Below are 26,871 nucleotides of genomic sequence, written 5' to 3'. Positions count from 1 at the left end.
ACGCCGTTGAGCGTCCTCTAGGGAGAGGACGTGTCGACCGCGGCGCGGGGGAAGATCCTGCCCAAGGACGAGAGACGTGTCTTTGCCAAGCCATTACGCTTGCGGGCAAGGCCGCGCAGGGCGGCCATGGAGGAGTGAGATGAGGAGCAGCAACCCGGTCTTCTCGCGACGGGGGTTCAGCCGAGGCACCGGCTACGCGGGCTTCAACGCGCCGCCGCAGGCCGGGGGCCCCGCCGCCAACCCCTACGCCGGAGCCAACCCGTACGCGGGGACCAACCCGTACGCCACCGAGGCGCCGCAGTACGCGCCGCAGCACACCCCGCAGACCCGCCCGATGACGATGGACGACGTCGTCACGCGCACCGGCCTGACGCTCGGCACGGTCATCGTCGGCGCCACCGTCGGCTGGCTGTTCCTCACCGGCCAGCTCGGCTTCGCCATCGGGGCCGGCCTGGCGGCGACGGTGCTGGGCTTCATCCAGTCCTTCATGCGCAAGCCGGTCCCGGCGCTGATCCTGGGCTACGCGGCGCTCGAGGGCGTCTTCCTGGGCGCGCTCAGCGGCTTCCTCAACGGCCTGCCGAAGCTCAGCGGCGCGCCGATGCAGGCGGTGCTGGGCACGATGGCGGTGTTCGTCGCCATGCTGATCGCCTACAAGACCCGGATCGTGCGGGTCACCGAGCGGTTCACCCGCTTCGTGATGATCGCCGCGCTGGGCTTCGTGCTGCTGTCGCTGGTGAACCTGCTGTTCATGGTGTTCGGCGGGGGTGACGGCCTCGGCTTCCGCAGCGGCGGCCTGGGCATCCTCTTCGGCGTCGTCGGCATCTGCCTCGGCGCGGCCTTCCTCGCCATGGACTTCAAGCAGGTCGAGGACGGCATCGCCTACGGCGCGCCGCGCGAGGAGTCCTGGCTGGCCGCGTTCGGCCTGACCATGACCCTGGTGTGGATCTACTGGGAGATGCTGCGGCTGATCTCGATCCTGCGCGGCGACTGACGCGGATCGACACCCCACCGCACGAGACGGACGAGGGGCCCGTGGGCGACTGCCCGCGGGCCCCTCGCGCGTTGTGGACGCGGTGCGTCGCCGGGGTTTACAACTTGCGGGCGGCGCGCCGGAGATCGTGTTCATGCACGATCGCCTTGGCGTGGCCGTAGGAGAGGTCGTGCGCGCCGCGCAACCAGCTCACCTTTTCGTCGAAGCGGATCAGGGCGGGGCCTTCGTCGACGGTGCGGAGCCATTCTGAGATATCCCTGCCGGTGCAGTGCGGGATACGGGAGAGCATGTTCCGGTGGGTTTCTTCGGAGAAGGACTGGGACATCGGCGCCTCCCGGACGCGGTCGATGCTGGTTCTTCCGCTCACCGTGCCTGAGCGTTCGGGCATTGGCAACCACCCGTGAGTTGCGCTTAGGCTCACGACGTGCTTGACGTGACGCCTTTGCAGACCGCCGTGGACGCGCTCGCCGACCGCCTGAGGGCGCTGCCGCAGAGCGCCCTCGGCCGCGGTGCCGCGGCCGAAGGGCTGGCGCTGGCGCGGGAGTTGGCGAACCGCGCGCAGCGTATCGAACGCCCCGGGCAGCGGCCGGTGGAACTCCCGGACGCCGGGATGTTCGCGGTCGGTGACCAGTTGGCGGTGGCCGGCCACGACCTCGTCGAGGCGCTGCGGGCCGCCGCGGCGGGCGGGGAAGCTGACGCGAATGCGGCCCCCGCAAAGGAGTTGGCGGGGGCCGTGCGGCGGGTGCGGGAGGTCGCTCAGAGCGAGGCGATGACCCGGTCGGCGAGGATGTAGACGTTCTCGTCGCGGCGCGCGCCCCAGGAGAACGTCAGCGCATAGGCGCCGGAGATGCCCGAGCCACCAAGCAGCACCGGGGCGTGGCCGTCGCGCAGCGCCTCGGCGACGCTCTCGGCGGTCTCGCGGTGTCCGGGGGTCAGACAGAGCGTGGTGCCGTCGGCGAAGACGTAGACGTCCAGGGTGCCCAGCGGGCCGGGGCGGACGTCGGAGAGCGGGGTGCCCTCGTCGGCCAGTTCGGTCAGGCGCGCGACGGTGCGCTCGTGGTCGCCGACCGCGGGGGCGGGGGAGAAGTCCGGGTGCGAGGGGTGGCGCCGGCGGGCGGCGGCCAGCTCGGCGGACTCGGTCTCCTCGGCCAGCTCGAACTCCGGCGCGTCCAGGGCCTCCAGGGCCTCGACGGACTCCAACGCCTCCAGCGACTCCACCGATTCCAGCGCCTCGACGGGCTCCAGCGCGGGCAGCGGCTCCAAAACCTCCGGGCCCAACAGCGACTCCAGCCCGGCCAGATCGGCCTGGCGCGGCACGAACGGATGGCCGCCCTCGCCGTCCAGGTCCAGCCGCTCGGTGTGCTCCCGGCGCCCCTCGCGGCCGTCGAGCGGGCCGTCGTCGAAGCTGGGCAGCGGGCCGGACAGCGACGGCGCGTCCGCGGCGTCCCGGGCCTCCTGGGCGGCCCAGAAGGCGCGCGCCTCGGCCAGTTCCCGCTCCCGCTCCTCGGCCAGCGCGTCCGCGACGGCGGCGCGTATGTCCGCGAGCGGGGTCTCGACGGCCGGCACGCCACGGGCCGCCGGGACCGCCGCGGCGGTCGTGCCGGTGGCCTCCGCGCGCACGGCGACGAGCTCGGCGTGCAGCGCGGTGAGCTGGCGGCGCAGTGCCCGGGCGGTGTGCAGGGCGGCGGCGCCCAGCACCACGCCGACTGCCGCGGCCAGCAGCAGGACGAGGGTGGTGACAGTCATGCCGAAACCTCGCTTCGCTCAAGCCCCGCCTCGCGAGGGGCGCACCTTTCGGTGGTTCGCTCACTTCCGGGCATACGCACACACTCTCGCGGACCGGTCACCGGCGTACTCCCGATAGCAGATTGTTCTCCGACTTCCTACAACAGCGTGACCTAGGTCGGCGACCGTTCGCAGGGTGGTATGTCCTGAAATGGGGCGCAGTTAGGGGCTCGTGAGGTGTGGTGCCCCATGGCTGAGCTGCAAGAACGCTGTTCCGTCGGGATGTTGGTCACAATCCTGGGGGCGATTGGGTCGCGATCTTGTCACCGAGTGGCCTGGGTCACGCGTCGTCGCGGAGGGTGCCCGGGTGAGCGCGAAGGGTGCGCGGGGAACGGCAGTTGGTCCGTTTCCCACGCACCCTCTAGGCACGCGTGCTCGCGTCGCTCAGCTCAGCCGCGCGTGCTTGTGGTCGCGCCGAACTTCGCCTTCGCTGCGCTACGGCTCAGCTCAGCCGCTCGATCACCATCGCCATGCCCTGGCCGCCGCCGACGCACATGGTCTCCAGGCCGAACTGCTTGTCGTGCCACTGGAGGGAGTTGATGAGGGTGGTGGTGATCCGGGCGCCGGTCATGCCGAAGGGGTGGCCGACGGCGATCGCGCCGCCGTTGACGTTCAGCCGGTCCTCGTCGATGCCCAGGTCGCGGTAGGAGGGGATCACCTGGGCGGCGAACGCCTCGTTCATCTCCACCAGGTCGATGTCGGAGACCGACAGGCCGGCGCGCTTCAGGGCCTGCCTGCTGGCCTCCACCGGGCCGTAGCCCATGATCTCGGGGGAGAGCGCGGAGACGCCGGTGGAGACGATCCGGGCCAGCGGGGTCAGGCCCAGCTCGCGGGCCTTGGTGTCGGACATGATCACCAGCGCCGCGGCGCCGTCGTTCAGCGGGCAGCAGTTGCCGGCGGTGACCAGGCCGTCGGGGCGGAACACCGGCTTCAGGCCCTGCACGCCCTCCAGGGTGACGCCGGCCCGCGGACCGTCGTCCTTGGCCACGACCGTGCCGTCGGGGAGCGTGACCGGGGTGATCTCCCGCTCCCAGAAGCCGTCCTTGATCGCCTGCTCGGCGCGGTTCTGCGACCGGACGCCGAACTCGTCCATCTCCTGGCGGGTGATGCCCTTGAAGCGGGCGAGGTTCTCCGCGGTCTGCCCCATCGCGATGTACGCGTCCGGGATCCGGCCGTCCTCGCGCGGGTCGTGCCAGTCGGTGCCCTCCTGCTCGGCGCGGGCGGCGGTGTGCGCCTCGGCCTCCGCGAAGAGCGGGTTGTGGGTGTCGGGTTGACCGTCGGAGCTGCCCTTGACGCTGCGCGAGACGGCCTCGACGCCCGCCGAGAGGAAGACGTCGCCCTCGCCGGCCTTGATGGCGTGCAGCGCCATCCGCGTCGTCTGGAGTGAGGAGGAGCAGTAACGGGTGATGGTGCAGCCCGGGAGGTGGTCCATCCCCATCTGGACGGCCACGATGCGGCCGAGGTTGTGACCCTGCTCGCCGCCGGGCAGACCGCAGCCGAGCATCAGGTCGTCGATGTCGGTCGGGTCGAGCTCGGGGACCTTGGCCAGGGCGGCCTCGATGATCGTGGCGGTGAGGTCGTCCGGGCGCAGGTCCTTGAGCGAGCCCTTGAAGGCGCGGCCGATCGGGGAGCGGGCGGCTGAGACGATCACGGCTTCGGGCATCACGGCTCCAAGGGGTGAGTAGGTGCGGCGTCCGGTGCCCCGTCCCGTGGCGGCGGTCGGCGACGGGGCGCGAACAGGGCGGACCGTCTGGGAAGTTACCTGCACGTAGTGCAAGAGGTCACGGGGTGTGCGCTGTGATGCGGGCCTCTTTTCTAAGCGGGCGCTTATGGGAACGGGTGGGGTGGTCGGGCTATTCCCCCTGGGGTCGAGCGCCGCGCCCAGGGCCCGTCCGAGGGGTCAGGGTCGGACGGGCCCTATCCCGTGACGGACGGCCGTTCCTCCGCGGCCTCCTCCGGTGCCGGGAGCTGGCGGCGCCGGCGGTGCTTGAGCAGGGCCCAGGGGGCGCGGGAGGCGGTGACCTCGGTGCCGCCCTCGGAGGCGGCCCGGGCGGCGGCCTGCTCGACCGGGAGGATGCCCTCCCGCCGGGCCGGCTCCGGCCGCTCCTCCTCGGGCCACAGCCCGAGCGCCGCGCACACCGTCGGGAACATGGCCATCGCGGCGGTGGCGTAACCCTCGGCCGAGGGGTGGTAGTTGTCCGGGCCGAACAGCTCCCTGGGGCGCGCCTCGAACTCCGGGCCCAGCAGCGCGCCGAGCGAGATCGTCCGGCCGCCGTTCTCCACCACGCCGATGGTCTGCGCGGCCGCCAACTGCCGGGAGAGCCGGCGCGCCACCCAGCGCAGCGGCTGGTTGACCGGCTCGATGGTGCCCAGGTCGGGGCAGGTGCCGACGACGACCTCGCAGCCGGCCGCGCGCAGCGTCCGCACCGCCTCGGACAGGTGCCGCACCGAGTCCGCGGGCGGCAGCCGGCGGGTGACGTCATTGGCGCCGATCATCACGACGCAGACGTCGGGGGCCTGCTCGCCGTCCGCCAGCAGCAGCTCCACCTGGCGGGGCAGGTCGTCGGAACGGGCGCCGGGCAGCGCGACGTTGCGCAGGTCGACGGGGAGTTCGGCGAGCGCGGCGAGGCCGGAGGCGAGCAGCGCGCCGGGGGTCTGCGAGCGGCGGTGGACGCCCTGGCCGGCCGCGGTGGAGTCGCCGAGGAAGCCCAGGCGCAGCGGGGGTCGGTCGGTGCGGTGGCCGAAGGCGGCGCCGTAGCGGCCGTCGGCGCACGGCGGGACGTCGCTGGAGCCGCCGACCGTGCGGCGGGCGAGCCGGACCTCGGTCAGCAGCAGCCCGACGCCGGCCACGCCCAGCAGCCCGATCCCGCCGCCGCCGAACGCGGCCGCGGTGGCGATCCGTCGCGCAACCCTCGCCCTGGACCCCGTCATCACCGTCGTCGCCATCGGCCGGTACCTCCCCGTGCAGCGCGGGCGCGCCGCGGCGGGGGCCGGACGCGCTCGGATGAGGCAAGAACTCCTTCACCAAGGTGGTGCCCGTTCCGGGCCGCCGCGCAACGCTCCGGGCCCCTGATGGAGCCCCCGGGATGCGGCCTTGGGCCCAAGGTCCACCAGGGCAATAGGCTGGCTGCACGGGCGCGGCGCAGGAGAGCGTGCCCCCGACCGCGGAGACCACCGTGCAGTTTTACGATTCGATGATTGAGCTCGTCGGCAACACCCCGCTCGTGCGGCTCAACAATGTCACTCAAGGGATCCAGGCGACCGTCCTGGTGAAGGTCGAGTACTTCAATCCAGGGGGATCGGTCAAGGACCGGATCGCCCTGCGGATGATCGAGGCGGCCGAGGAGTCCGGTGAGTTGCAGCCGGGCGGCACCATCGTGGAGCCGACCTCCGGCAACACGGGCGTGGGGCTGGCGATCGTGGCCCAGCAGAAGGGCTACAAGTGCATCTTCGTCTGCCCGGACAAGGTCTCGACGGACAAGATCAATGTGTTGCGGGCCTACGGTGCCGAGGTGGTGGTCTGCCCGACGGCGGTCGACCCCGAGCACCCCGACTCCTACTACAACGTCTCCGACCGGCTGGTGCGCGAGACGCCCGGTGCCTGGAAGCCCGACCAGTACAGCAACCCCAACAACCCGCGCTCGCACTACGAGAGCACCGGGCCTGAGCTGTGGGAGCAGACCGACGGGCGGATCACCCACTTCGTGGCCGGCGTCGGCACCGGCGGCACCATCAGCGGCACCGGCCGCTATCTGAAGGACGTCAGTGACGGCAAGGTCAAGGTCATCGGCGCCGACCCGGAGGGCTCCGTCTACAGCGGCGGCTCCGGCCGGCCGTACCTGATCGAGGGCGTCGGCGAGGACTTCTGGCCGACCGCCTACGACCGCACGGTCGCCGACGAGATCGTGGCGGTCTCGGACAAGGACGCCTTCCAGATGACCCGGCGGCTGGCCAAGGAGGAGGGCCTGCTGGTCGGCGGCTCCTGCGGGATGGCCGTGGTGGCCGGCCTGCGGGTCGCCGAGCGGCTCGGGCCGGACGACGTGCTCGTCATCCTGCTCCCGGACAGCGGCCGCGGTTACCTCTCGAAGATCTTCAACGACGAGTGGATGGCCGACTACGGCTTCCTGGAGGAGAGCGGCACCGCCGCCCGGGTCGGCGAGGTCCTCCAGTACAAGGAGGGCGAGCTGCCCTCCCTGGTGCACATGCACCCCGAGGAGACCGTCGGCGAGGCCATCGACGTGCTGCGCGAGTACGGCGTCTCGCAGATGCCGATCGTCAAGCCGGGCGCCGGGCACCCCGATGTGATGGCCGCCGAGGTCATCGGCTCGGTCGTCGAACGGGAGCTGCTGGACGCGCTGTTCGCCCAGCGCGCCTCGCTGAGCGACCCGTTGGAGAAGCACATGTGCCCGCCGCTGCCGCAGGTCGGCTCGGGCGAGCCGGTGGCCGACCTGATGGCGGTGCTGGAGAACGCCGACGCGGCGATCGTCCTCGTCGAGGGCAAGCCCAAGGGCGTGGTGAGCCGGCAGGACCTGCTGGCCTACCTGGCGCGCGGCGCCGGCAAGTAGCCGCGGACGCCGGGGCGGTGTCCCCGCCCCGGCGTCAAGTGTCCGTCAGGAAACGTCCCGTCGCCGCAAGATGTACGTATGCGTCACGTCCTGGCAGCACCCGCTTAACACTTCTGCGGCACAGTGAAGTGCAGGCGATACGGACCTCCGGAGCGGCTCCCGGACCTCCACGATCGCCAGGATGCGAGGACCGGCCCTGACCCGGATCGCGTCTCGTGCGGGGACCGCCGTCGTCCCGCCCCCGGCTCCGGCCGGGGGACGGCGGTCCCCGCGATCTTCTTCCCCGGCTGCCCCGGCTTCTGGCCGTCGGCCCGCGTCAACCCGCCTTCGCCCGGGGTCAGTTCACGGGCTCGTCGCGCCGCCCGATCCGGTGCAGCAACACCGCCCGCAGCCCCAGGCTGTGCACGGCGTTGACGCCGACCACGCCCGCCCAGCACACCAGCAGGCCGACCAGCCCCGCGTTGACCACCGCGATCGCGGAGAGCGGGATGGCCAGCACCAGGGAGACCACGGCGACCGCGAAGCGCTGCCAGAACTCGGTGCCGGCGTCCGCCCGGCGCGGTGGCTGCGCACCGCGGGCCACCTGCATCTGCTGCTCGGCCAACTGCCGCCGCACCCGCCGGTCGACGGTCTGGTCCAGCTTCTCCAGGAAGGACTCCAGCAGCTCCGACTCGTACTCCGGCCCCAGCTCCTTGCGCGTCTGGAGGGTCGCGTCGAGTTCTTTCCTCAGCTCGGGGTCGTGTGTCGCCATACCGCCGAGATTACGGGCGGGCCGGCGGCGGCGCGGTAGGGCTAGCCCCCCAATCCGGCGGGGGCCGCCCGCTCCGTGGGCGCCTCAAGGGCGACGAGCCGCGCGGTGTCGCGGCGGGCGGTGAGCCAGTACACGGCGGCGGGCACCGCCAGGCCGACCAGCCAGGAGACGTCGGCGCCGCCGAGCGGACCGACCAGCGGGCCGGTGTAGAAGGTGGTGGCCAGGAAGGGGAGTTGGGCCAGCACGCCGAGGACGTAGACGGTCAGTGCGCCGACGTTCCAGGCGCCGTAGCGGCCCTCGGGGTCATGCAGCGCCGGGATGTCGTAGCGCTCCTTGGAGAGCAGGTAGTAGTCGACCAGGTTGATCGCCGACCAGGGCGTGAAGAACGTCAGCAGGAAGAGCAGGAAGTCCTTGAAGGAGGTGAGGAAGGAGTCCTTGCCCACCAGGGCGACGGCGGTGCCGGCCACCATGATTCCGGCGATGTACGCGGACCGGCCGCGCGCCGAGAGGGTCCGCTGGCCCCGGAAGCCGCTGACACTGGTCACCAACGACATAAAGCCGCCATAGGTGTTGAGGATGTTGATGGTGAGCTTGCCGAGGGCGATGACGAAGTAGAGGCACGAGGCGATCAGCCCGGTGCCGCCCAACCCGACGAGATAGCCGACCTCGTGGCCGACGAACGCCGCCGGCGCCGCGGCGGCCGCCAGCGCCCCGAACGTCATCGACCACTGCGCGCCCAGGACGGAGCCGCCCAGCGTCCACCAGAACGTCGCCCGGGTCGAGGTGTGGCGCGGTAGATAGCGGGAGTAGTCCGCGACGTACGGGCCGAACGCCAGCTGCCAGGAGGCCGAGAGCGAGATCGCCAGCAGGAACACCGGCAGCCCGAAGCGGTGGTCGTGCAGCAGCGTGGCGAGGTCGGCGCGCTGGAGCAGCCGGACGCCGAGGTAGACGAAGGCCAGCGCGCAGACCAGGCCGGCGACCTTGCCGAGCAGGTGGATCAGGCGGTAGCCGACGGCCGCGGCGAGGGCGGTGACCGCGGCGAACAGCACGATCCCGACGGTCGGACCGAGGTGCGTCAGCTCGCCCACCGCCTGCCCGGCCAGCACGCTGCCGCTGGCGAAGAACCCGATGTACATCACGATGACCAGGGCCAGCGGGACCACCGCCCCGCGCACCCCGAACTGCGCCCGCGAGGTGATCATCTGTGGCAGCCCGAGCCGCGGCCCCTGCGCGGAGTGCAGCGCCATCACCGCCCCGCCCGCGAGGTTGCCCAACAGCAGCCCGATCAGCGCCCAGAGGGCGCCGGCCCCGAAGACCACGGCCAGCGCGCCGGTGACGACGGCGGTGATCTGGAGGTTGGCGCCGAGCCAGAGGGTGAACTGGCTGACCGCGCTGCCGTGTCGTTCGTCGTCCGGGACGACGTCGATCGAGCGCCGTTCGATCACGCCTGCCATGGGACCGCCTCTTCGCTCTGGTCGGGGGTGGGTGGGGTGTTGGGGGTTGGGGTACTGCGGGAGATCTGCCGGGGGACCTGGGGGGACCTGCGGGGTGTATGGATTCATGCAGGATCGGGGGAGGTGAATGGGAGGTCAATAGGCGGGCGGGGATCATCTGTTGGGGGCTGCCGGCGGCTCGGTCGTCTTGGCCGGGTCGGCGGGGTTTGCGGGGTTCGTTCCGTCCGATGCGGAGGGGGCGCCCGTCGGCCTCCGAGCCGCCACGCCCCTGCCACCCGGCACCCGGGACCGCCGCGGGCCGGGAATTCCGTACAGTCGGTGGACCGACGTCAAGGCCCCGGACCGGGCCGGGAAGAAGAGGCGATGAGCGGGGACGGGGACAACGGCGTCCGCAGGGACGGGACGCAGGCGCGGCGGACGGACGCGGCGGGACACCCGGCGGCGGGCGGCGCCGCCGACGACGCTGCCACTGCTGTCACCGCCGGCACCGGCACCGCCACCCGTCTCCAACGGCTCTTCGAGGGGCACCGGCTGACCCCCACCCAGCGCCGGATCGCCCACTGCATGGTGCGGCGGGCCGCCGACGCGCCCTTCCTCTCCAGCGTCGAACTGGCCGAACTGGCCGGTGTCAGCCAGCCGTCCGTCACCCGCTTCGCGGTCGCGCTCGGCTTCGACGGCTACCCGGCGCTCCGCCGCCACCTGCGCGACGTCGCGCCCGCCGAGAAGCCGGCCGCACCCGGCGCGTACAACGAGTACCAGCAGGCCGTCCAGGCGGAGATCGACAACCTCCGGCACCTGGCCGACGCCCTCGCCGACCCGACGCCGGTGACCGAGGCCGGCCGGCTGCTCGCCGCCTCCCGCCCGCTCCCGGTGCTCGGCCTACGGGCCGCCACCGCCCAGGCCGCCGGCTTCGCGTACTTCGCGCGGAAGGTCCACCCCGACGTCCGGCTGCTCGACGAGGGCGGCACCATGCTCACCGACCGCATCGACGCCGCGGTGCACGCCGGCGCCAGCGTCCTCCTCTGCTTCGCACTGCCCCGCCACCCCCGCGAGGTCGTCGACGCCCTCGCCTACGCCGGCGGCGCCGGGCTCACCGTCGTCACCGTCGCCGACAGCGCGTTCGCCCCGGTCGCCCGCCACACCGACCTGCTCCTCCCGGCCCCGGTCGGCACCGGCCTGGCCTTCGACACCGCCTGCGCCCCGATGCTCCTGGGCCGCGTCCTGTTGGAGGCGATGTGCGACGACCTCCCGGACGCCCAGGCCCGCCTGGAGGAGTTCGACACCAAGGCAGCGGAACGCGGCCTGTTCGTGGAGTGATCCCCTGCGCCCGGCGGTCTGCCCTGGCGGTCTGCCCCGGCGCTCCGTCCCGGCGCGAACGGTGTGGGCGCGGGCGTGCGTGGTTGGGGTGGTGCCTGGTCGTGCGTGGTCGTGGTGGTGCACCGCCATGGGGATGCCCGACCCTGCGCCGGAGCCCGGAGCCCGGAGCCCGGAGCCCGGAGCCCGGAGCCCGAGGCTGGCGCGCGTCTCTTATCCCAGTGCCAACTGCCGCAGCTCGTTGGCGTGTTCGGCGCCGGCTTCGGCGGTGATGTCGTCCAGGGTCTGGGGGGTGCGGACGGTGGCGAAGCGGTGGGTGCCGTCGGGGCCCGGGGCGTAGCCGTAGATGCCGGGGCGGGGGAGGGCGTTGTAGGCGAAGTGGGTGGAGAAGTAGTACGCGCCGGTGTCCAGGAGGGCGGCGTGGTCGCCGGATTCCAGGAGGGGGAGCGGGCGGTTCTCGGCGACCAGGTCGCCGGCGAAGCAGCACGGGCCGGCGATGTCCTGCGGGACCGGCGCCCCGTTCTTCGGGCGGCCCTTGGCGTCGTACGCCGCCACCCGGATCGGCCACGAGGCCGGGGCGAAGACCGTGCGGGTGGCGACCTGGGCCCCGGCGTGGGTGACGGCGATCGGCCGGCCGCCGGCCCACTTCGCGTACTCCACCCGGGCCAGCACCATCCCGTGCTTGGCCAGCAACGACCGCCCGAACTCGGTGACCAGGCCGTAGCGCCCGGAGAACAGGCCGGGCACCGTCGAGCGGAGGAGGGCCGCGTACTCGCGGTAGGTCGGGGTGACGGCGTCGGAGGAGAAGTTGACGGGCAGGCCGCCACCGATGTCGAGGGTGGTGATCCGGGCGCTGCCGGCCTGCTCGTTGATCTCCTCGGCGAGGTCGTAGAGCGCCCGGACGCCCTCCGCCATCCGCGGAAGCGGCATGCCCTGCGAGCCGACATGGGCGTGCAGCCTGGTCAGCCACGGGCGGTCCAGGCAGGCCCGGACGATCCACTCGCGGGCGCCCGGATCGCGCAGCGGGATGCCGAACTTGGAGGTGTCGGTGGCGGTGCTCATCGCGCCGATGGCGCCGCCGCCGAGCTGCGGATTGACCCGCAGCCCTATCGGCGCGGTGGATGGGGCCGAGGCCATCATCCGGTCGATCCGGGAGAGTTCCTCGTGGTTGTCGACGTTGACCGCGATGCCCAGGGCCAGCGCCTCACGGAGCTCGGGGAGGGTCTTGGCGGGGGAGTCCAGGACGGTGTGCCGGGCCGGGACCCCGGCGGCCCGGGCCAGCGCCAACTCGCCGGGGCTCGCCACCTCACAGCCGATCCCCTCCTGGGCCAGCAACCGCAGCACCGGCACCAGCGAGGCCGCCTTGACCGCGAACGCGTGCAGCACCTGGGTGCCCGGCGCGGTGAACTCCGCGAAGGCGGCGCGGAGTTCGGCCGCCGACCGGCGGATGCCGGCGACGTCGAGCAGGCCGACCACGGGCTGGCCGGGGCCGACCAGCCCCTGGGCGATGGCCGCCTGTACGGCGCGGTCTCGGTCCGTGAAGGTCATGGGTCAACTTCATCATTCGGCGGGGGCCCCGCGCCACGGAGAACGGGCCCTGTGGAGTGAAGGGGTGGTGGAGGGCCCGGGGGTGCCTGGTGTCCGTCCCGGCCGGGCCCCGCCGACCGCCCCGCTACGCCGCCGGGGCGCCGCTGAGCTGGGCCTTGTCCTGTCGGGCGGTCAGCCGGGAGCCGGACTCGCGGCGGGCCGCGCGACGCAGCAGCGGGACCGCCAGGAGGAAGCCCAGCACCGCCCAGCCGGCCAAAACCAGCGCCACCGTCGGCAGTTGCCAGGAGCCGGCCGGCTCCGCGGCGCGGGCGGCGTCCGGCAGCAGGGCCGCGCGCAGGCCCTGCGCCATCCACCGGAGCGGGAAGACCGACGCGATGTTCTGCACCAGCGCCGGCATCTTGGTTATCGGGAACATCGCGCCCGAGGTGATCAGCAGGGCCATCGACGGCAGCATGATCAACGCCAGTGCCTCGCGCGGATTGGGGAGCACCGCCCCGATCGCCGCGCCCAACGGGACCACGGCGAGCAGCCCGAGCGCGGTGACCCACACCAGCGTCAACCAGCCACCAAGGCCGTGCGGCAGCGGGCCGTCCACCAGCACCGCGCCGACGCCGAACAGGATCACCAGGGTGCTCACCGCCACGGTCACGATCAGCAGCGACTTGGCGATCAGATAGGCCGGTATGCCGCCGGGGGTGGCCCGCAGCCGCAGCAGGGTGCCCTCCTCGCGCTCGGTCACCAGGATCTGCGGGAGGTTGAGCAGGCCGATCTGGAACAGCAGATAGGCGGAGAAGCCGGCCAGCGTCAGATGCGCCATGGGGACCTTGGTGCCGGGCACGTCGTCGTTGATGAAGCCGGCGAGCAGCAGGGCCACCACCACATTGGAGAGATAGCCGCTCAACTCCTTGCGGTTGCGCAGCAGATGGCGCACCTCGATGGAGCCGCGCCGCAGCCCCGCCCGCCAGGGGCGCAGCCGCGCGGGACGCGCCCCGCCGGCGGCTCCCGCTCCCCGGCCCGGGCCGCCCTGGCCGGCCCGACCCGGCGCGGCCGTTGTCGTGGTGGCCGTCGCGGTTGCCGTCGTGGCCGTCGTCATGTCCGTCCCCCTCATGCTGCTGCCGCCTCCCCCGTGTCGCCGCCGGCCCCCGCGCCGGCGCGGTGCTCGTCGTCCTCGCCTCGACCGTCGTCCTGCCCGTGGACCATGTGGAGGTAGGTGTCCTCCAGCGTCGGCCGACGCACCTCCAGGTCCGCGATCGGCCCGGCCGCCTCGCGGTGCAGTTCCCACACCAGACGGGACGGGTCCGCGGTGCGCTCGCGCCGGGGAGTGCCGTCGGGCGCCGTCCAGCGGACCTCGGCCTGCGCGGCGGCTCGCCGGGCCAGCTCGACCGGGGGGCCGCAGGCCCGGATCCGGCCGTCGACCAGCATGGCTATCCGGTCGGCCAACCGCTCGGCCTCGGCGAGGTCGTGGGTGGTCAGCAGGATCGTGACGCCCTCCTCGCGGGCCAGCCGCTCGACCAGGTCGTGGAAGGCGCGGCGCGCCTCGGGGTCGAAGCCGGTGGTGGGCTCGTCCAGGAACAGCAGCTCGGGGCGGCCGACGATGCCGAGCGCCACGTCCAGGCGGCGACGCTGGCCGCCGGAGAGCCGGTCGACGCGCTGTCGGGCCTGCCCGGTGAGCCCGACCAGCTCCAACAGCGCGGCCGGATCGCGGGGGTGGGGGTAGTACGTCGCGAAGTGCGTCAGCAGCTCGGCGACCTGCCAGCGGCGGTGGTCGCGCCAGGACTGCAGGACCAGCCCGATCCGGCCGCGCCAGGCGTCGTCGGCGCGGGCCGGGTCCGCGCCGAGGACCTGGACCTCGCCGGCGGACCGCTGTCGGAAGCCCTCCAGGATCTCGACGGTGGTGGTCTTCCCCGCGCCGTTCGGCCCGAGCAGGGCGAGGATCTCGCCGCGCCGGATGTCCAGATCGACGCCGCGCAGGACGTCGGTACTGCCGTAGGACATCCGCAGGCCGCGGACCTCGACGACCGGCGGGGCGCCGGCCGGGGCGGTGGGTGTGGTCATCGTGCTGCTCTCCGGGCGTGCGGTGGTGGTCATCGGCCGGCCTCCGCGTGCTGCGGGGGCGCCGGGGCGGTCGCGGCGGTGGTGCCCGCGCCCTCGACGATGGCGCGGAGGGCGGCGACATGGCCCTCGAAGGCGGTGCGGCCGCGGCTGGTCAGCCGCACCTTGGTGCGGCGCTTGCGGCCGCCCCCCTCCTTGCGGATCTCCAGATAGCCGGCCTCCTCCAGCGTGTGCAGCTGCTTGGAGAGCGCCGAGTCGCTGAGCGAGAGACTGTCGCGGAGGAACGGGAAGTCGGCCCATTCGGTGGCGGCGAGCAGGGCCACCACGGACAAGCGGGTGGAGGGGTGGATCAGTTCGTCGAAACCGGAGGGGGTGCTCATCGGCCCAACTCCTTGGGGTGCAGGGGGCGGTCACGGAGGGCGCGGCCGCGCAGCGGGCTGACCGCCCAGCGGTTGGCCGGCCCGACGAAGAGCACGAAGGCGCCGGCGGAGACCGTGGCCTGGATCAGGCTCCCGTAGGGCAGCGCCAGCCAGTGGGTCAGGAGGCTGGTGACCATGATCGTGCCGCCGCTGATCAATCCGCCGGCGAAGAAGGTGGCGATGCTGCGCCAGCTGTACCGCGAGCGGTGCAGCTTCACCCGCGGTCGGCGGCTGTAGATGACGATCAGGGTCGTCAGGATGGCCAGATACGCGGCGAGGGCCAGGAAGGTGCCCCACACCGGGAGGTCGAAGCCCATGCTGGCGAGGTAGATCCACATGATGGCGGCCATCAGATACGTCGAGCGCCGGTCGCCGGTGGCGCAGCGCTCGACCTCGTCGTACACCCGCTCCTGAGGGATCCGGATGCGCTGGAGATCCTGCCAGGCCCGCTCGGCATCCACCGGTGTCGTCATGTCCTTCGCCTCCCCGTAGACGTGTCGGACGGTCCGTTGTCGGACGGCACGGGAGACGCCGGCGGCGGCCCCCGTTCAACTTTCCTACCAGGAAAGCTAGCACCGACTTTCCCGCCGGGCAAGTCAAGTTTCGCGCCTGGGGAAAGATGCCGCCGCGCCCTGTTGACTAGCGATATTCAGTGCCTCCAGACTGCGAATAGGTCAATCCAATCGAGGTCAGGGAGGCACGGCCCATGTCGGGACCGCGACCCGTGCGGGCGCCGCGCGGAACGGAACTGAGCGCACGGGGATGGCAGCAGGAGGCCGCCCTGCGCATGCTCCAGAACAACCTCGACCCGGAGGTCGCCGAGCACCCCGACCAACTCGTCGTCTACGGCGGCACCGGCAAGGCCGCCCGCGACTGGCGTTCCTTCGACGCCATGGTGCGCACCCTGACCACGCTCAAGCAGGACGAGACGATGCTCGTCCAGTCCGGTAAGCCGGTCGGCGTGCTGCAGACGCACGAGTGGGCGCCGCGGGTGCTGATCGCCAACTCCAACCTCGTCGGCGACTGGGCCAATTGGGAGGAGTTCCGCCGCCTGGAGGCGCTCGGCCTGACCATGTACGGGCAGATGACGGCCGGTTCGTGGATCTACATCGGTACCCAGGGCATCCTCCAGGGCACCTACGAGACCTTCGCGGCGGTCGCGGCGAAGAAGTTCGGCGGCACGCTCGCCGGCACCATCACCCTCACCGCCGGGCTCGGCGGCATGGGCGGTGCCCAGCCGCTCGCCGTCACCATGAACGACGGCGTCGCGATCTGCATCGACTGCGACCCGCGCGCCATCGAGCGGCGCATCGCGCACCGCTACCTCGACGTCAAGGCCGACGACGTCCGGCACGCCCTCCAACTGGCCGTCGAGGCCCGCGACAAGCGCAAGCCGCTCTCCATCGGGCTGCTCGGCAACGCCGCGGAACTCCTGCCGCGGCTGCTCGCCGAGGGCGCCCCGATCGACATCGTCACCGACCAGACCAGCGCCCACGACCCGCTGGCCTACCTGCCGTTGGGCATCGACTTCGCCGACATGGCGGCCTACGCGGCGAAGGAGCCCGCCGACTTCACCCAGCGCGCCCGCGCGTCGATGGCCCAGCACGTCGAGGCCATGGTCGGCTTCATGGACGCCGGCGCCGAGGTCTTCGACTACGGCAACTCCATCCGGGGCGAGGCCCAACTCGCCGGCTACAAGAGGGCGTTCGCCTTCCCCGGCTTCGTCCCCGCCTACATCCGGCCGCTCTTCGCCGAGGGCAAGGGCCCGTTCCGCTGGGCGGCGCTCTCCGGCGACCCGGCCGACATCGCGGCCACCGACCGCGCCATCCTCGACCTCTTCCCCGAGAACGAGTCGCTGGCCCGTTGGATCACGATGGCCGGCGAGCGGGTCCACTTCCAGGGCCTGCCCGCCCGGATCTGCTGGCTCGGCTACGGCGAACGCGACAGGGCCGGCGAGCGGTTCAACGAGATGGTCGCCGACGGCACCCTGAAGGCGCCGCTGGCCATCGGCCGCGACCACCTCGACTGTGGCTCCGTCGCCTCGCCCTACCGCGAGACCGAGGCCATGAAGGACGGCTCGGACGCGATCGCCGACTGGCCGCTGCTCAACGCCATGGTCAACGTCGCCTCCGGCGCCTCCTGGGTTTCCCTGCACCACGGCGGCGGCGTCGGCATGGGCCGCTCGATCCACGCCGGGCAGGTCACCGTCGCCGACGGCACCGCGCTGGCCGGCGAGAAGATCCGCCGGGTGCTCACCAACGACCCCGGCATGGGCGTCATCCGGCACGTCGACGCCGGATACGAGCGCGCCGAGGAGGTCGCCGCCGAGCGCGGCGTCCGCATCCCGATGCGCGAGGGCGAGGGCGCGTGACCTCCTCCTTCCTCGACATGTGGGGGGAGTTGCGGCCGCTGGGTCGCGACGCGGCCTCCGGCGGCTACCGCCGCTTCGCCTGGACCGGCGCGGACGCCGACTGCCGCGCGTGGTTCCGCGCCCAGGCCGAGGCCCGCCAGCTCGCCTACGAACTGGACCGCAACGGCAACCAGTGGGCCTGGCTCGGCGCCACCGGCTACCGGGACGTGGCCCCCGGCGACGCCGTCGTCACCGGCTCGCACCTGGACTCCGTCCCGGACGGCGGCGCCTTCGACGGCCCCCTCGGCGTGGTCTCCTCGTTCGCCGCGCTCGACGAACTCCGGGCGCGGGGCGTCCAGTTCGCCAAGCCGCTGGCGATCGTCAACTTCGGCGACGAGGAGGGCGCCCGCTTCGGCCTCGCCTGTGTCGGCTCCCGGCTCTCCGCCGGCGCGCTGACCCCAGAGGCCGCGCACCGGCTCCGCGACGGGGACGGCGTCACCCTCCCGCAGGCCATGGAGCGCGCCGGATACGACCCGGAGGCGATCGGCCCGGACCCGGAACGGCTCGCCGCCATCGGCGCGTTCGTCGAGCTCCACGTCGAACAGGGCCGCGCGCTCGACCTGTCCGGGGACCCGGTCGGCATCGCCTCCGCCATCTGGCCGCACGGCCGCTGGCGGTTCGACTTCCGGGGGGAGGCCAACCACGCCGGCACCACGCGCCTTGCGGACCGCCGCGACCCGATGCTCACCTACGCCGCGACCGTGCTTGCCGCCCGTGAACAGGCCCGACTGGCCGGCGCCCTGGCCACCTTCGGGAAGGTCAGCGTCGAACCGAACGGCGTCAACGCCATCCCGTCGCTGGTCCGCGGCTGGCTGGACGCCCGGGCCGCCGGCCAGGACAGCCTGGACACCGTGGTCACCGGGATCGAGCGGGCCGCCGCCGAGCGGGCCGCCCGCGATGGCATCGACCTGGACGTCGTCCGCGAGTCCTTCACCCCCGTCGTGGAGTTCCGACACGCCCTGCGGGACGAACTGGGCGCGCTGCTCGGCAAACAGGGCGACCGGCCGGTCCCGGTGCTGGGCACGGGCGCCGGACACGACGCGGGTATTTTGTCCGCGACCGTCCCCACGGCCATGCTGTTCGTCCGCAACCCCACCGGTGTCTCGCACTCGCCCGCCGAGGCCGCAACGGAGGACGACTGCGTCGCCGGGGTCACCGCACTCGCCGACGTACTGGAGGGGCTGGCGTGCCGCTGACGCCGCAGGCAACACCGACGACGTACTGGCTCGAACACGCCTGGCTCGGCGCGCACGTCGAGTCGGGCGTGACCGTGGAGGTGGCGGACGGGCGGATCACGGCCGTCCACCCGGGGACCCAGGCGCCCCCGCCGGGCGCCGAGGCGCTCCACGGCCTGACCCTCCCGGGCCTGGCCAACGCCCACAGTCACGCCTTCCACCGCGCGCTGCGCGGCACCGTGCAGGTGGGCGCCGGCACCTTCTGGACCTGGCGCGAGGTGATGTACGACGTCGCCGACCGGCTCACCCCCGACAGCTACTACGCCCTGGCCCGCGCCGCCTACGCCGAGATGGCGCTCGCCGGCATCACCTGCGTCGGCGAATTCCACTACCTGCACCACGCACCCGGCGGCACCCGCTACGACGACCCCAACGCGATGGGCCAAGCGCTGCTCGCGGCCGCCGCCGACGCCGGCATCCGGATCACCCTCCTCGACACCGCCTACCTCTCCGCCGGCTTCGGCGACCCGCCCAACCGCCACCAACTGCGCTTCTCCGACGGCACCGCCCACGCCTGGGCCGAGCGCGCCGACGCGCTCAAGGGCGGCGAGCTGGCCAAGGTCGGCGCCGCCGTGCACTCCGTGCGCGCCGTGCCCGCCGGGGAGTTGGGCACCGTCGCCACCTGGGCCGAGCGGCGGCGGGCGCCGCTGCACGTCCACCTCTCCGAGCAGACCGCCGAGAACGACGCCTGCCGCGCCGCCCACGGCCGCACCCCGACCCAACTCCTCGCCGAGCACGGCGTGTTGGGTCCGCGCACCACGGCCGTGCACGCCACCCACCTCACCGACGGGGACATCGCCCTGCTCGGCGGCAGCGGCACCGGCGTATGCATGTGCCCGACCACCGAGCGGGACCTCGCCGACGGCATCGGCCCGGCCGCGACGCTCCAGGAACAGGGCAGCCCGCTCTCCCTCGGCAGCGACAGCCACGCCGTCATCGACCTGCTCGAAGAGGCCCGCGCCATGGAGCTGAACGAGCGGCTGCGCACCCGCACCCGGGGCCACTGGACCGCCGCGGCCCTGCTGCGCGCCGCCACCACCGACGGGCACGCCGCGCTGGGCTGGGACGACGCGGGCGCCATCGAGACCGGCGCGCTCGCCGACCTCACCACGCTCGCACTGGACTCCGTGCGCACCGCCGGCCCACCGCCCCGACTGGGCGGCGAGACGGCCGTATTCGCCGCCACCGCAGCCGATGTGCGGCACACCCTCGTGGGCGGCCGGTGGACCGTCCGCGACGGGCGGCACACCGGCGTGCCCGACGTGCCCACCGCCCTCGCGCAGGCCATCGCCGCCGTGCGCGGCTGACCCGCGCCTGACCCCAGCCATCCCCAGACCCGCGCCGCCCGCGCCGCCCGCGGACGAAGGAGAACACCCCCGCGATGACGACGACTTCCGCGCCGACCACCGCGATCACCCACATCGCCCAGCTCGTCACCAACGACCCCTCCCTCGGTGAAGGCCCCCTCGGTCTGCTCCAGGACGCCGCGGTCGTCATCGACGGCGACCGCATCGCCTGGGTCGGTCCCTCCAGCAAAGCACCCGCCACTGACAACGCCGTCGACGCCGGCGGCCGCGCCGGCCTGCCCGGCTTCGTCGACTCCCACTCCCACCTGGTGTTCGCCGGCGACCGCACCGAGGAGTTCAACGCCCGGATGTCCGGGCGGCCTTACTCCGCCGGCGGCATCCGCACCACCGTCGCCGCCACCCGCGCCGCCGCCGACGACGCGCTGCACGCCAACGTCGCCCGCTACCTCGCCGAGGGCCTCCGCCAGGGCACCACCACCCAGGAGATCAAGTCCGGCTACGGCCTGACCGTCGAGGACGAGGCGCGGGCGGTGCGGATCGCCGCCGCCCACACCGACGAGGTGACCTTCCTGGGCGCCCACATCGTCTCGCCGGACTACGCCGACGACCCGGCCGGCTACGTCGAGCTGGTCACCGGGCCGATGCTCGACGCCTGTGCCCCGCACGCCCGTTGGGTGGACGTCTTCTGCGAGCGCGGCGCCTTCGACGGCGACCAGGCCCGCGCCGTCCTCACCGCCGGCCGGGCCAGGGGCCTCACGCCCCGGGTGCACGCCAACCAACTCGGCCACGGTCCCGGCGTCCAGCTCGCGGTCGAACTGGATGCCGCCTCCGCCGACCACTGCACCCACCTCACCCCCGCCGACGTCGACGCGCTGGCCCAGTCCGACACCGTCGCCACGCTCCTCCCGGGCGCCGAGTTCTCCACCCGCGCCCAATGGCCCGACGCCCGCCCGCTGTTGGACGCGGGCGCCACCGTGGCGCTGTCCACCGACTGCAACCCCGGCTCGTCCTTCACCAGTTCCATGGCGTTCTGCATCGCGCTGGCCGTGCGCGACATGGGGATGACGCCGGACGAGGCGGTGTGGTCGGCCACCGCCGGCGGCGCCCGGGCGCTGCGCCGCACCGACGTCGGCCGGATCGCCCCCGGTGCCCGCGCCGACCTGGTCCTGCTGGACGCGCCCTCCCACGTCCACCTCGCCTACCGGCCCGGCGTGCCGCTGGTAACGGACGTCTGGCACCGCGGCGTTCGCCTCTGAGGAGGACCGTTCCAAGGACGCCCCGGACGCACTGAGGGCCCGTCCCGGACGTTTCCGGGGCGGGCCCTCGTGTGCACGGGCGTCGGCCGACCTCGCCGGTCGGCCCCGACCGCGGGCTATTCGTCGATCATCAGGCCCTTGCGGAGCCGGACGAGGGTGCGCGAGAGCAGCCGGGAGACGTGCATCTGCGAGATGCCCAGCTCCTCGCCGATCTCGGACTGCGTCATATTGGCCACGAAGCGCAGCGAGAGGATCTTCCGGTCCCGAGAGGGGAGTTCGGCGATCAGCGGCTTCAGGGACTCGACGTACTCGATGCCTTCGAGGCCGTGGTCCTCGTAGCCGATCCGGTCCGCCAGCGCGCCTTCGCTGTCGTCCTCCTCGGGCTGGGCGTCCAGCGAGCTCGCGGTGTACGCGTTGCTCGCGGCCATGCCCTCGATGACCTCTTCCTTGGTGAGGCCGAGGCGTTCGGCGAGTTCGCCGACCGTGGGTGCACGGTCCAGCTTCTGCGCCAGTTCGTCGCCCGCCTTGGCCAGGTCCAGGCGGAGTTCCTGAAGCCGTCGGGGAACCCGCACCGACCAGCTCGTGTCGCGGAAGAAACGCTTGATCTCGCCGACGATGGTCGGCATCGCGAAGGTCGGGAATTCGACGCCGCGGGTGAGTTCGAAACGGTCGATCGCCTTGATCAGACCGATGGTGCCGACCTGGACGATGTCCTCCATCGGTTCGCTGCGGGAGCGGAACCGGGAGGCCGCGAACTTCACCAGCGCGAGGTTCAGTTCGACCAGGGTGTTACGGACGTAGGCATATTCGTGCGTGCCTTCTTCCAGCGATTCCAGGCGCTCGAAGAGGGTTTTCGACAGCGCCCTGGCATCCACCGGACCCACTTCGTCAAACGGTGGGATCTCGGGCAGGCCGTCGAGTTCGGGCACGCTCAGCGTTTCTTCGACCGCGGCGTGCGACTGGGAAGGAATATGTCCGGCCGATTCCGACCGGGGTGTCGACGAAGCGGGGATGTGCTCGTCCTCGATACGCAATTCGTCGAGCCGGGGTGACATGTGTCTCCTCCATCGTTCTCGGCATATGGCTGCCGAAGCCTCTGCGTGGAACTGCGGTGTGCGGCGCCTCCAAAGCCGGCCGTTTCGAATGTGTCCTTCTACGCCTACCTGGGTTCGGCGGAAGAAGGCAAGTGCGAGTTGTCCGCATTGCGGAACTATGCCCCTTCTACGGCTACCGGCCAGCGTCAGGAAGGCGTAGGGTTCGACAGGCGCAGTCGCAAAGCAAGGTCGTCACCACACAGTCGTCTAGCCAGCAAAAGGGGTGCGCTCGCATGGACCGCGGGACGGTCGGCAGTGCAAGCCGGGGTCGGCTTCACGTCGGAATCCGCCATCACGGCGCCAGCGCGGTCGTGACCGTCGCGGGCGAGTTGGATCACCACACGGCGGATCTGCTGCGCGAATCACTGGAGGGCTGCGTGGACGACGGATACGCACGCCTCGTAGTGGACTGCTCACCCCTGGACTTCATGGACTCCACCGGTCTGAACGTCCTGCTCGGTGCCCGGTTGAAGGCGGAGGCCGCGGGGGGCGGCGTCCATCTCGCCGGGATGCAACCGGTGGTGGCCCGGGTCTTCGAGATCACCGGCGCGGACGCCGTCTTCACGGTGCACGACTCCGTCGACGCGGCCCTGACCGACTAAACCGGCCGCGAAGTCCGGAAGTATGCGTTCCGGGCGCGTAGTCGGTGTCACAACTTCCGTACCCAACTAGTGGGTGTTCTCACGGTCCGGTCGGGCAGGAGAGACCTACATCCGTTGAATCAGATCAGTTAGCTGTTGTCCGTGAACAGGCGAATCGGTGAGGTGAAGCGCTGATGAGCACCACCCGGCCGTACCCGCCGGGCGATCTCGGCCCGGAGGCGGGCGGCGCCGGTGCTGCCGCCGCCGTCCCGGCAGGCCAGATCCGCCGGCTGCGCCTGGCGGGCACTCGGGGCGCCGTGGCGCGGGGCCGCGACTTCGCCCGGGAGGCGTTGCAGGACTGGGGCTGGCTCCCGGCCGCCACCGCCGACCAACGGGCCGCGGCCGAGGACGTGCTGCTCGTCGTCTCCGAACTGGTCACCAACGCCTGCCTGCACGCCGAGGGCCCGGAGGAGTTGCGGCTGCGCTGCGCGGCCAAGGTGCTCCGCCTGGAGGTCAGCGACCTCGGCACCGGCTCGCCCTCGCCGCGCAGCCCGCACCGCCCCGGACGCCCCGGCGGCCACGGCATGTTCATCGTCCAACGGCTCTGCCTGGACTGGGGCGTGGTGCGCAACGCCGACGGGGCGGGCAAGACCGTCTGGGCGGAGCTGGCCGCCCCGTCGTGAAGACGCGGCGCAGCCAAGGTCGTTGAGCGCGGGCCGGGAGGTCCGCGCTCCGTCATGTCCGACGGCCGCCGCGGTCGCGGAACGCTCAGCTTCCGGGCCGATCCGACCGGTGCCGCGCATCGGGGCTGTGCGGTGCCTTCCCTCGACAACCTCCCGGGCGTACCTTGACGCCCAATCTGATGTGCCGTCAGCAAAAGGGGGCGGCGCGCTCTCCCGGGAGAAGGGGAACTCAAGGTGGCCCGCTTCCACGCACAGCACGGCAGGCGGCCGCGGCGGGCGGCCGGGCTGCTCGCGGCCGCGGCAACGGCGGCCGGCTCCGCGGTGCTGTTCACCGCGCCCGTCGCGCACGCCGAGGTCGTCGACGTCAACTACCAGTGCAAAACGCCGATCGGCGACAAAGGGGCGGTCTCGCCCATCGACATCAAGGGGACGCCCAGCGGCAGCGCCTACAAGCTGGTGATGTCGTTCCAGAAGGGCGTCTCCTCCAGCCCCGTCGAACTGGGCAAGGGCGCCATGAAACCCAGCGCCCTGATCCAGCTCGGCGGCGCGGAACACGGCACCGTGCCGGTCTCCGGGCCGCCCAACGACCAGGCGATTCCGGCCAACACCCCCATAAAGATCAGCGACTTGAGCGGGACGTACACCCCGAAGGCCAGCGGCAAGGTGACCTTCACCGCCTCCACGCTCACCATCAAGGCCCTGGGAACCACCACGACCTGCACGCCGAGCAACCACCCCAAGCCCTCGCTCACCCTGGACGTCAAGGGCAGCGGCGGCACGAGCGGCAGTTCCGGCGGCACCACCGGCGGAACCGGCGGTACCGGCGGCAGTTCCGGCGGCACCAGTGGCGGCTCCGCGGCCGGCGGTTCGACCGGTGGCTCGACCGGCGGCCAACTGCCGCAGACCGGACCGGCCGACTCCGCCCTCGCGCTGGGCACCCTCGGCGGCACCGTGCTGCTGGCCGGCGCGGCCGGCGTGCTCTGGCTGACCCGCCGTCACCAACGGGCCTGACACCCACCGGGAGCCGCCGATGCCGTCCCGTCCCCGCACCGCGGCCGCCGGCGTGGCCCTCGCGGTCGCCGCGGTCCTGCTGTGGCCCGCGGCGGCCGCGGCCCGGCCGCCCGCCCCCGCCGCGGGGGGCTGGTCCGCCGCGCCGACCGGCCCCGCCCGGACGTCCTTCTACCTGGAGGGCCCGCCGGGCACCGCGCTCACCGACCGGCTGGCCGTCCGCAACCCGTCCGGCCGGCCGGTCACCGTACGGCTGGCCGGCGAGGGCGGGGACGGCGTCGGGTCGTGGCTCGCCCCCGCACAGCCGACGGTGACGGTTCCGCCGCGGACCCAGGCGAGCGTGCCGTTCACCGTGGCGGTCCCGCGCGACGCCGCCCCCGGCGGCCACACCGGCGCCCTCACCGTCACCGGCGGCGCCCCCACCGCCCGCACCCGGATCCCGCTCCGGCTGCGGGTGACCGGGCCCGTGCTGTCCGCACTCACCGTCGAGCACCTCACGGTGACCCGGAGCGGCGACGCCGCGGTGCTCCACTACACCCTCGTCAACCGCGGCAACACCGCGCTCCGGCCGCGGTTGACGCTCCGCGCCGACGGCCTCTTCGGGCCGCTGCTGCGCCGCCCCGCCCGCACCCTGCCGGGCACGCTCCCGCCCGGCGCCCGCGCCGACCGGACCGAGACCTGGCCCGACCCGCCCACCCTGGACGCCGCGAACATCACGCTCACCGCGACCGCGCCGGGCGGCGCGCGGGACACCGCCACCGCCCGCTACACCGCCGTCCCGTGGGGCGTGCCCGCCGCCCTGCTCCTCCTGCTGGCCGGCGGCGGAGCCACGTGGTGGCGCCGCCGACACCGCACCGACGGCCCGCCGCCCAACGACGGTGCCGGCGGCCCGCCTTGCCACCCCGTTCCGCACCCCACCGCCGCCACGCCCCGCGACGCAACGGCCCCCTCTACAGACACCACTTCGGACACTTCGACCACGACCCACACCACGAAGGACGCGACGACGGGATCAGGGGTGCGCGCGTGAACGGCGAGAAGGGCCTCAACGAGGCGGCGGCGTCCGCACCGTGCGCAACGGCGGGACGGCGCCCGCGGACCGGGCGGGGGGCCGGCCGCGGAAGGCACCACCGGCCCGCCCTGCGCGCGGCGCTCGCCCTCACCCTGGCCCTGCTCCCGGCCCTACTGCCCGGGCTACTCGCGCCGCCCGCGAGCGCCGCCCCGCCCGCCGACCGGCCGTCCGCGGCCGTCTCCTCCAAGGAGGCGGGCGTCGGCGGCAGCATCACCGTCAACGGGCAGGGCTGGCGCCCGCACACCCTGCTGACGCTGCTGATCTGCGGCCAGAACATGATCGGCGGCACCAACTCCTGCGCCAACGGCGACGGTCGGACCGCCACCACCGACGACCACGGCGCGTTCCGGGCGCCGCTCCCGGTGGCCGAGCCGCCCACGCCCTGCCCCTGTGTGGTGCACGTGGCGACCGTGACCGGCCAGGCGGCCGCCGCGGACGCCGCGTTCAAGGTCGCCGGGCACCCGGTGGCGCCGCTGCCGCAGGACGTCAGCGCCGGCCGGCTGGCCGTCCTGGCGCAGCCCCGGCTGACTGGCAGCAGCGGGCTGCTCACCTGGTTCGGCGCCCCGCCGCAGCGTGAACTGACCGTCACACTCGGCAACTTGGGCTCCGCGCCGGCCAAGGACCCGGCCTTCAAGGTCGGCACCTCACACGGCGTCTTCGCGCCCAAGTGGGAGAACCAGCAGTGGCACGGCACGGTCCCCGCCGGCCGCAAGGCCGAGGTCAAGCTCCCGGTGGAACTGGCCGCCGGCGCCCACGGCGACTACCTGGTCTCCCTCAAGTACGGCGACCGCCTCCTCGTCGAACAACCCTGGGAGGTCGGCCGCCCCTGGGGCATGACCCTCTTCTGGCTCCTCCTGTGCGTGGTCGTTCCCACGACGGTCTTCCGCGTCGGGATGGCCGTGGTCAACCACCGTTCGCGCCCACCGACCGCCCCACCGGGGGGTACCACCGACCCGCCGGGCGCCACCACCGTCCTGCCGTGGTTCGCCCCAGACGCGGCGCCGCGGCGGCCGTCCGCGTAGCGGGTTGCTTCCCACGTGGTTGGCTTTCCCGCCGGTCCGCTGCGCTTGGCGGGCCGTCCACGTTGTTGGCTTTCCCGCCGTGCGGGTTGCTGTTGTTTGCGCCTTGCGGCGCTGGCTTGTTGTCCGCTGCGCGGGGCGGGGCGGGTTGTGTTGTCCGCTGCGCGGGGCTGTCGGGGTGCGGTGACGGTCCTCCGGGGTGGGGGTGCCAGACTGCTTCGCTTTACGTCTGGCACCCCCACCCCACCGGCCCGTCCCCACCCGTGGGGGGTGGGAAAAACGGGGTGGGTGCCACAACCTCTTGGTGGGCCAACACGGCACGCAGGG

Annotated in this window: 25 protein-coding genes; 13 read left to right on the top strand and 12 right to left on the bottom strand. The window is 73.0% G+C overall.

Going from position 1 to position 26,871, the window contains the following annotated elements:
- Positions 1-139 precede the first annotated feature (139 nt).
- A complete protein-coding gene (locus ACFVFQ_RS11175; RefSeq protein ID WP_383412452.1) occupies positions 140-991 on the top strand; it encodes a Bax inhibitor-1/YccA family protein in 852 nt (283 codons plus the stop codon).
- Positions 992-1,088: 97 nt separating this feature from the next.
- On the opposite strand, the gene ACFVFQ_RS11170 is transcribed toward ACFVFQ_RS11175, so the two are convergent.
- On the bottom strand, positions 1,089-1,316 hold the full coding sequence (locus ACFVFQ_RS11170; RefSeq protein WP_383413093.1) for a DUF4287 domain-containing protein: 228 nt from the start codon (positions 1,314-1,316) through the stop codon (positions 1,089-1,091).
- A gap of 99 nt (positions 1,317-1,415) precedes the next feature.
- On the opposite strand from ACFVFQ_RS11170, the gene ACFVFQ_RS11165 reads away from it, so the two are divergent.
- A complete protein-coding gene (locus ACFVFQ_RS11165) occupies positions 1,416-1,784 on the top strand; it encodes a hypothetical protein (protein ID WP_383412449.1) in 369 nt (122 codons plus the stop codon).
- Here the strand turns inward: ACFVFQ_RS11165 and ACFVFQ_RS11160 are convergent.
- The 3 genes from ACFVFQ_RS11160 to ACFVFQ_RS11150 all read right to left on the bottom strand — a co-directional run bounded on the left by ACFVFQ_RS11160 (position 1,748) and on the right by ACFVFQ_RS11150 (position 5,722).
- Entirely contained in the window at positions 1,748-2,737 is a 990-nt protein-coding gene (locus ACFVFQ_RS11160) for a hypothetical protein (RefSeq protein ID WP_383412446.1), read from the bottom strand. The genes ACFVFQ_RS11165 and ACFVFQ_RS11160 overlap by 37 nt on opposite strands.
- Positions 2,738-3,218: 481 nt before the next feature.
- A complete protein-coding gene (locus ACFVFQ_RS11155; RefSeq protein WP_383412443.1) occupies positions 3,219-4,439 on the bottom strand; it encodes an acetyl-CoA C-acetyltransferase in 1,221 nt (406 codons plus the stop codon).
- 254 nt (positions 4,440-4,693) lie between these two features.
- Positions 4,694-5,722, bottom strand: a complete 1,029-nt coding sequence (locus tag ACFVFQ_RS11150; protein WP_383412440.1) for an SGNH/GDSL hydrolase family protein — start codon at positions 5,720-5,722, stop codon at positions 4,694-4,696.
- 230 nt (positions 5,723-5,952) lie between these two features.
- Between ACFVFQ_RS11150 and ACFVFQ_RS11145 the strand changes: the two genes are divergently transcribed.
- A complete protein-coding gene (locus tag ACFVFQ_RS11145; protein WP_383412438.1) occupies positions 5,953-7,341 on the top strand; it encodes a cystathionine beta-synthase in 1,389 nt (462 codons plus the stop codon).
- Positions 7,342-7,678: 337 nt separating this feature from the next.
- On the opposite strand, the gene ACFVFQ_RS11140 is transcribed toward ACFVFQ_RS11145, so the two are convergent.
- Together ACFVFQ_RS11140 and ACFVFQ_RS11135 are read right to left on the bottom strand one after the other, a co-directional pair.
- Complete coding sequence (locus ACFVFQ_RS11140; protein WP_383412435.1) at positions 7,679-8,092, bottom strand: hypothetical protein; 414 nt, start codon at positions 8,090-8,092, stop codon at positions 7,679-7,681.
- Positions 8,093-8,133: 41 nt separating this feature from the next.
- The gene (locus ACFVFQ_RS11135) at positions 8,134-9,546 is read right to left on the bottom strand and encodes a purine-cytosine permease family protein (RefSeq protein ID WP_383412432.1); all 1,413 of its coding nucleotides are present in this window, start codon (positions 9,544-9,546) and stop codon (positions 8,134-8,136) included.
- Between the two features lie 363 nt (positions 9,547-9,909).
- On the opposite strand from ACFVFQ_RS11135, the gene ACFVFQ_RS11130 reads away from it, so the two are divergent.
- A complete protein-coding gene (locus tag ACFVFQ_RS11130; RefSeq protein WP_383412429.1) occupies positions 9,910-10,863 on the top strand; it encodes a MurR/RpiR family transcriptional regulator in 954 nt (317 codons plus the stop codon).
- Between the two features lie 210 nt (positions 10,864-11,073).
- On the opposite strand, the gene ACFVFQ_RS11125 is transcribed toward ACFVFQ_RS11130, so the two are convergent.
- From ACFVFQ_RS11125 to ACFVFQ_RS11105, 5 genes are all read right to left on the bottom strand, one after another.
- Entirely contained in the window at positions 11,074-12,408 is a 1,335-nt protein-coding gene (locus tag ACFVFQ_RS11125; RefSeq protein WP_383412426.1) for a diaminopimelate decarboxylase, read from the bottom strand.
- 124 nt (positions 12,409-12,532) lie between these two features.
- A complete protein-coding gene (locus ACFVFQ_RS11120) occupies positions 12,533-13,501 on the bottom strand; it encodes an ABC transporter permease (RefSeq protein ID WP_383412423.1) in 969 nt (322 codons plus the stop codon).
- A gap of 11 nt (positions 13,502-13,512) precedes the next feature.
- Positions 13,513-14,496, bottom strand: coding sequence for an ABC transporter ATP-binding protein (locus ACFVFQ_RS11115; protein WP_383412420.1), 984 nt, complete (start codon positions 14,494-14,496; stop codon positions 13,513-13,515).
- Positions 14,493-14,840, bottom strand: a complete 348-nt coding sequence (locus ACFVFQ_RS11110) for a transcriptional regulator (protein ID WP_383412417.1) — start codon at positions 14,838-14,840, stop codon at positions 14,493-14,495. Before ACFVFQ_RS11110 ends, ACFVFQ_RS11115 begins: the two co-directional genes overlap by 4 nt.
- Complete coding sequence (locus ACFVFQ_RS11105) at positions 14,837-15,352, bottom strand: hypothetical protein (RefSeq protein ID WP_383412414.1); 516 nt, start codon at positions 15,350-15,352, stop codon at positions 14,837-14,839. The genes ACFVFQ_RS11110 and ACFVFQ_RS11105 overlap by 4 nt, the downstream gene beginning before the upstream one ends.
- A 233-nt stretch (positions 15,353-15,585) precedes the next feature.
- Between ACFVFQ_RS11105 and hutU the strand changes: the two genes are divergently transcribed.
- The 4 genes from hutU to hutI all read left to right on the top strand — a co-directional run bounded on the left by hutU (position 15,586) and on the right by hutI (position 21,087).
- Positions 15,586-17,250, top strand: a complete 1,665-nt coding sequence (gene hutU / locus ACFVFQ_RS11100; protein ID WP_383412411.1) for a urocanate hydratase — start codon at positions 15,586-15,588, stop codon at positions 17,248-17,250.
- Positions 17,247-18,485: an allantoate amidohydrolase gene (locus ACFVFQ_RS11095; protein WP_383412408.1), complete on the top strand. Its 1,239-nt coding sequence runs from the start codon at positions 17,247-17,249 to the stop codon at positions 18,483-18,485. Before hutU ends, ACFVFQ_RS11095 begins: the two co-directional genes overlap by 4 nt.
- Positions 18,476-19,831: a formimidoylglutamate deiminase gene (locus tag ACFVFQ_RS11090; protein ID WP_383412405.1), complete on the top strand. Its 1,356-nt coding sequence runs from the start codon at positions 18,476-18,478 to the stop codon at positions 19,829-19,831. Before ACFVFQ_RS11095 ends, ACFVFQ_RS11090 begins: the two co-directional genes overlap by 10 nt.
- Before the next feature lie 74 nt (positions 19,832-19,905).
- On the top strand, positions 19,906-21,087 hold the full coding sequence (gene hutI / locus ACFVFQ_RS11085; RefSeq protein ID WP_383412402.1) for an imidazolonepropionase: 1,182 nt from the start codon (positions 19,906-19,908) through the stop codon (positions 21,085-21,087).
- A gap of 116 nt (positions 21,088-21,203) precedes the next feature.
- On the opposite strand, the gene ACFVFQ_RS11080 is transcribed toward hutI, so the two are convergent.
- Positions 21,204-22,142, bottom strand: coding sequence for an RNA polymerase sigma factor SigF (locus ACFVFQ_RS11080; protein ID WP_383412399.1), 939 nt, complete (start codon positions 22,140-22,142; stop codon positions 21,204-21,206).
- A gap of 272 nt (positions 22,143-22,414) precedes the next feature.
- Between ACFVFQ_RS11080 and ACFVFQ_RS11075 the strand changes: the two genes are divergently transcribed.
- From ACFVFQ_RS11075 to ACFVFQ_RS11055, 5 genes are all read left to right on the top strand, one after another.
- Entirely contained in the window at positions 22,415-22,783 is a 369-nt protein-coding gene (locus tag ACFVFQ_RS11075; protein WP_274915368.1) for an STAS domain-containing protein, read from the top strand.
- A gap of 173 nt (positions 22,784-22,956) precedes the next feature.
- Entirely contained in the window at positions 22,957-23,445 is a 489-nt protein-coding gene (locus tag ACFVFQ_RS11070) for an ATP-binding protein (protein ID WP_383412396.1), read from the top strand.
- A gap of 234 nt (positions 23,446-23,679) precedes the next feature.
- The gene (locus tag ACFVFQ_RS11065) at positions 23,680-24,456 is read left to right on the top strand and encodes an LPXTG cell wall anchor domain-containing protein (RefSeq protein WP_383412393.1); all 777 of its coding nucleotides are present in this window, start codon (positions 23,680-23,682) and stop codon (positions 24,454-24,456) included.
- Between the two features lie 19 nt (positions 24,457-24,475).
- The gene (locus ACFVFQ_RS11060) at positions 24,476-25,483 is read left to right on the top strand and encodes a hypothetical protein (protein WP_383412390.1); all 1,008 of its coding nucleotides are present in this window, start codon (positions 24,476-24,478) and stop codon (positions 25,481-25,483) included.
- Between the two features lie 110 nt (positions 25,484-25,593).
- On the top strand, positions 25,594-26,547 hold the full coding sequence (locus ACFVFQ_RS11055) for a hypothetical protein (protein ID WP_383413091.1): 954 nt from the start codon (positions 25,594-25,596) through the stop codon (positions 26,545-26,547).
- The last annotated feature ends 324 nt before the right edge of the window (positions 26,548-26,871 follow it).

Origin of the sequence: Streptomyces sp. NPDC057743 (genome assembly GCF_042798755.1) — a bacterium.
Lineage (GTDB): Bacteria > Actinomycetota > Actinomycetes > Streptomycetales > Streptomycetaceae > Streptomyces.
This window is presented reverse-complemented; position numbering and strand designations above follow the sequence as displayed.